At 29.4% G+C, this 4,729-nt stretch carries 7 protein-coding genes; 1 reads left to right on the top strand and 6 read right to left on the bottom strand.

Features of this window, described 5'->3' with window-relative positions:
• Positions 1 to 465: 465 nt before the first annotated feature.
• The 6 genes from AB1Z17_RS05885 to AB1Z17_RS05860 all read right to left on the bottom strand — a co-directional run bounded on the left by AB1Z17_RS05885 (position 466) and on the right by AB1Z17_RS05860 (position 4,284).
• Positions 466 to 600 carry a hypothetical protein gene (locus tag AB1Z17_RS05885; protein WP_368050867.1) on the bottom strand — a complete coding sequence of 45 codons (135 nt, stop codon included), beginning with the start codon at positions 598 to 600 and terminating at the stop codon, positions 466 to 468.
• A 211-nt stretch (positions 601 to 811) separates the two neighbouring features.
• Positions 812 to 1,972: an iron-containing alcohol dehydrogenase gene (locus AB1Z17_RS05880; protein WP_368050866.1), complete on the bottom strand. Its 1,161-nt coding sequence runs from the start codon at positions 1,970 to 1,972 to the stop codon at positions 812 to 814.
• A gap of 23 nt (positions 1,973 to 1,995) precedes the next feature.
• A complete protein-coding gene (locus AB1Z17_RS05875; RefSeq protein WP_368050865.1) occupies positions 1,996 to 2,628 on the bottom strand; it encodes a nitroreductase family protein in 633 nt (210 codons plus the stop codon).
• Positions 2,629 to 2,646: 18 nt separating this feature from the next.
• Positions 2,647 to 3,309, bottom strand: coding sequence for an NAD(P)H-binding protein (locus tag AB1Z17_RS05870; RefSeq protein ID WP_368050864.1), 663 nt, complete (start codon positions 3,307 to 3,309; stop codon positions 2,647 to 2,649).
• A 2-nt stretch (positions 3,310 to 3,311) separates the two neighbouring features.
• On the bottom strand, positions 3,312 to 3,890 hold the full coding sequence (locus tag AB1Z17_RS05865; protein WP_368050863.1) for a TetR/AcrR family transcriptional regulator: 579 nt from the start codon (positions 3,888 to 3,890) through the stop codon (positions 3,312 to 3,314).
• Positions 3,883 to 4,284: a MauE/DoxX family redox-associated membrane protein gene (locus AB1Z17_RS05860; RefSeq protein ID WP_368050862.1), complete on the bottom strand. Its 402-nt coding sequence runs from the start codon at positions 4,282 to 4,284 to the stop codon at positions 3,883 to 3,885. Before AB1Z17_RS05860 ends, AB1Z17_RS05865 begins: the two co-directional genes overlap by 8 nt.
• 122 nt (positions 4,285 to 4,406) lie before the next feature.
• Between AB1Z17_RS05860 and AB1Z17_RS05855 the strand changes: the two genes are divergently transcribed.
• Positions 4,407 to 4,729, top strand: a 323-nt coding sequence (locus AB1Z17_RS05855) for an RlmF-related methyltransferase (RefSeq protein WP_368050861.1), incomplete at its 3' end; no start/stop codon positions are given.

Genomic DNA, 4,729 nt, shown 5'->3' with positions numbered 1-4,729 from the left:
GAATATATTATATGTAATTTTCCACATAAACTTATTTATTTTTTGTTTGACATAAAACAAAAAAATAGAAATCGGATTATAAAATTTTTCATTATTAATTTATTTTTACTTCAAATTTAGTTAAAACGAAATTAAACAAAACCAAGTCTAAGTTTTTTCTTCTAATAGCTTTAGTTAAAATCTATATTTGTGAAAGGTAAAATTTGTGATAAGTTCAACCTGATAATAAAGACATTTATGCAAGTTATAGAAAATAAATATGATCCAAAAAAGTGAATAAATTTTTTGAATCATATTAACTGTAAGGTAGCACTTATTTTAATTGATTTAGTTTTTATGTGATGCTAAAACATTTTTAGCAAGCTAAAATTATAAATAACTTCTTCCAAAAGAGTTTAAGTTTTTTTGTTGAAGAACTTTCTACTTCGTACTTAAAAAGAATTGGAATTATTAAGAAATTACGGATTAAAGCCCATAATTTCTTCTGCGATTCCAGTTAGTTCTTTTTGCGTTATGGAAATCAATAAATTTTCCTTTATGCTCTAATTGGCTGTTTTCTTGTGTTGTAAAAATGTCGATAATAGTGTCTAATGTTTTCATAATAAATTGTGTTAGTAGTTAATAACACTACAAATGTATACAAGAATATAGTACTATGCAAAACAAAGTACTATTTTATGAAATATTTAACATTTTTAAAAATATAACACCCTAACAATTAGCAATATACTAAAAATATAATTTTGTTTTAAAAATGAAAAGCTCATTAAAGTTAATTAATGAGCTTTATTTATGAGGTTGAAATTTACATTTAATAACTCAATTCTACAATTTTTTCAACCCTTTCTGGAGTTACTTTTCCGTGTTCACCCAAACCTTTCCAACCACGCTCTTCAAAACGTTTTGAAATTATTTGTGCAGTTCCTTTATAATCTTCTGTGTATTCGGATAGTTTGGTTTTTATTCCTAAAGAATGAAAAAACGCGGTAGTTTTATCAATTCCAACTTTTGCTCTTTCTTCATTAGTTCCTTCGGTAACATTCCAAACACGCTCTGCATATTGTGCTAATTTATCCTTTTTGTCATCAAAATTTACTTTGTAATGACTTTCAGCAATTATTGCCAACGTTCTGGCGTGATCTATTCCAAATAAGGCAGTTAATTCGTGTCCCATCATATGCACAGCCCAATCACTTGGAACTCCTTGTTGAATTAATCCGTTCAACGCCATAGTACAACTCCACATAAAATTTGATGCCGCTTTGTAATCTGATGTATCTTTTAAAATTGCAGGTGCAACTTCAATAATAGTTTGTAAAATACTTTCAGCAATTCTGTCTTGTAATTTAGCATCCACAGAATAGGTCATATATTGCTCTAGAACGTGCGTAAAAGCATCTGCTAATCCGTTCGCAATTTGACGTTGCGGTATCGATTTTACAACTTCTGGATCTAACACTGAAAATGCAGGAAATAATCCTGGTCCACCCATAGCTAATTTCTCTTTTGTTTCAGCTCTTGTAATTACGGCACCAGAATTCATTTCAGACCCTGTTGCTGGTAATGTTAACACACTTCCAAAAGGCATTCCTTTTAAGGTTCTTATATTTTTTGATAAAATATCCCAAGGAGATTCTCCTTCAAACAATGCTGCAGCGGATAAAAATTTTGTTCCATCAATAACAGAACCTCCACCAACAGCTAATAAAAATGTTATTTTTTCAGCTTTTATAATGTCTAAAGCCTCTAGTAAAACATCGTATTCTGGATTTGCAGGAATTCCACCAAATTCAATTACCTCAAAATTTGAAAGTGCTTTAGAAACTTGTTCATAAACTCCATTTGTTTTAATGCTTCCTCCTCCAAAAAGCATTAATACTTTTGCGTTTTCAGGAATTTCATTGGTAATATTTTCTATTTGTCCTTTTCCGAATAAAATTTTTGTCGGATTTTTATATTGAAAATTGTTCATAATTAATATTTTTTTAGCTAAAATTACTCAATAACTGTTACTAAATCTTCTGTTGATTTTCTTACTTTTTTTAGGTTTACCAACCAATCACTTTCAGTATCTCTATAACCAATTGGCAATAGTACACAACTGCGCAATCCTTTTTCACGTAGGCCTAAAATTTTATCAACTTTAGCAGGTTCAAAACCTTCAATTGGCGTTGTATCTACACCTTCGTAAGCTGCAGCAATAATAGCGGCAGTAAATGCAATATAAGCTTGTTTTGCAGCGTGGTTAAAGTTTTCTTCTGGATCTTGTTGTGGATAAAAACTTAATAATTTCTGACGGTAAGCTTCCCAACCTTCATTTTTAAATCCGCGAATTTCGTTTGTTAAATCGAACATTTTATTAATTCTGTCTTCGGTATATGTATCCCAAGCGGCAAAAACTAATAGGTGCGAACAGTCTGTAATCATAGATTGGTTCCAAGCTACAGGTCTGATTTGCTCTTTAATTTCTTGATTTTTAACTACAATTATTTCAAAAGGTTGTAATCCACTTGATGTTGGAGCCAAACGTGCAGCTTCAATTATGTTAGCGACTTTTTCTTCTGAAACTTTTTCGCCATTCATTGCTTTTGCGGCGTATCTCCAATTTAATTTATCTAATAATTCCATTTTTTTTAGTTTATAATTTTAATTTTTTGTTGCTAATAATTCTATTTCTTCTGATGTAATAATTTGCTTTTTTAAAGTTGAATTCGCCAAGTTTATCATAGCCTGTGCAATATGTTCAGCTTCAGTAATTTTATATTTTTTTAATTTCCCGAAGAATAAAGGCTGCACTATTTTAAAAACAACCAATCCTATTTTTTCTACAATTCTAGATTCATTTCTATTTCCCCCAATAATTGAAGGTTGTAAAATATAGGTGTTCATAATATTTTGTCGTAAAACTTCTTGTTCCATTTCACCTTTTGTTCTACTATAAAAAACACTACTTTCTGGATTTGCACCAATGGCAGAAACTACTAAAAAAGTCGGGATATTATTTTCTTTTGAAAGTTTTGCTGCGGTAACAGGAATTCCGAAATCAATGTTTTTATATGTTTCTTTATTTGGTGTTTTTTTTGCTGTTGTTCCAATACAACAAAAGACTTCATCTGCAGTAAAATCTTTTTTAAAGTTATCTAGTTCTAGCATATTTCCAATAAATTGTTCAACTTTTGGTGGTAGTCGTTCAATTTTTTTTCTTGAAAATAATTTAACTGTTTTATACCTATTGTCTTCAATTAATTTTTGAAGTAGAATTCCGCCAGTTAGCCCAGTTGCGCCTAAAATAATTGCTGTTTTACCCATAATTATACTTTTATACTATCCCAAGCTGCTAAAAAGGCTTCATTCAAATTTTTTTCAGTCAATTTAAAGGAATCATTTTGTTGCATTGTTGTTAAAAAAGCTAACGGATAAATTGTATAAGCGTACAATAAATAAGGTGAAATTAATTTTATAACGCCCTTTTGTTGTCCTCGCTCCCATAAATCTAACAAAGGTTGCAAATGTTTTAATCCTTTTTGTCTGCTTTCTTCATCAATCATTGGGGTATTGTCACATTGCGATAAAAAGTTAGCTTCTAAAACGTTATTCAGTTTAAAGTTTGCAATATTGAACCAAATTAGTTCGAAACTTTCTTTTATTGGCTGATTAACATCGTAATTTTTAAATGCATATTCGCTAAATAATGCTTTGGTTTCTAAATACAACTGATTGATTAAATCTTGTTTATTTTCAAAATAAATATAAATAGTTGCAGGTGAAACTCCAGCTAATTTTGCAATTTTAGACATGGGTGCATCGTGAAAACCTTTGTTAATAACCAAACTTAAAGTTGCGTTTAATAAGGCGATCCGTTTTTCGTTACTTTTAACTCTTTTAGCCATTATTTAGGTTTTTAATTGTCACGCTATTTTTAATTTTCCACACTATAAAAATTAGTAAAAACTGAATTGGCAATCTAATTAAAGCAGCTTTCTGACTCCCAATTGCTGGTGCTTCTGCAAAAACATCCCAAATATGAAGTGGTAAAAAGAGGAATAACAAAATAAGAATTCCAATAGCACCAATTTTAGCATATTTTTTTATTAATAACAGCACACCCACTAAAATTTCAGCAACACCCGATGCATAAATTATGGTTGTTTTTAAAGGTAAAAATTCAGGAACAAAAGGCATAAAAAAAGCTGGTTTTATAAAATGTTGTATTCCTGCATATATCATAAATAATGCAATTACAATTTTTAAAATATTCCAGATTTTAAATGTTTTTGATTTCATAAAATAGTTTTAATAAAGTGCAAATATAGTGCATGTTTTTCACAAAATGAACGTTCATTCTCTTTGTGAATATTAAATTTATCTTAAAGTTTTAAATAGTACTTTTACACTTTAAATAAAATATGGCAACAAAAAGCAATCTTCACCCAAAAAACAAACATAAAAAAGGATATAATTTTACAGCATTATGTGAAGCATATCCTCTATTGAAAGATTTTGTATTTGTAAATTCCTATAACACTGAAACAATAGATTTTGCCAATCCAAAAGCTGTAAAAGCAATAAATACAGCACTTTTATATAAGTATTACAATATTCAATTTTGGGATTTTCCCGATGATAATTTATGTCCGCCAATTCCTGGGCGTGTAGATTATATTCACTATTTAAACGACTTATTAAAAAGCTCTGGCATAGCAAACAATATAAACGTATTAGACATTGG

The sequence above is a fragment of the Lutibacter sp. genome, assembly GCF_040883305.1.
Lineage (GTDB): Bacteria > Bacteroidota > Bacteroidia > Flavobacteriales > Flavobacteriaceae > Lutibacter.
Note: the sequence above shows the minus strand (reverse complement) of the source record. Positions and strands in the feature narration are given on the sequence as shown.

What these genes read in the sequence shown, in the direction of transcription:
- AB1Z17_RS05885 (WP_368050867.1), bottom strand. Translation starts at nt 600, where the DNA reads ATGAAAACATTAGACACTATTATCGACATTTTTACAACACAAGAAAAC.
- AB1Z17_RS05880 (WP_368050866.1), bottom strand. Translation starts at nt 1,972, where the DNA reads ATGAACAATTTTCAATATAAAAATCCGACAAAAATTTTATTCGGAAAA.
- AB1Z17_RS05875 (WP_368050865.1), bottom strand. Translation starts at nt 2,628, where the DNA reads ATGGAATTATTAGATAAATTAAATTGGAGATACGCCGCAAAAGCAATG.
- AB1Z17_RS05870 (WP_368050864.1), bottom strand. Translation starts at nt 3,309, where the DNA reads ATGGGTAAAACAGCAATTATTTTAGGCGCAACTGGGCTAACTGGCGGA.
- AB1Z17_RS05865 (WP_368050863.1), bottom strand. Translation starts at nt 3,890, where the DNA reads ATGGCTAAAAGAGTTAAAAGTAACGAAAAACGGATCGCCTTATTAAAC.
- AB1Z17_RS05860 (WP_368050862.1), bottom strand. Translation starts at nt 4,284, where the DNA reads ATGAAATCAAAAACATTTAAAATCTGGAATATTTTAAAAATTGTAATT.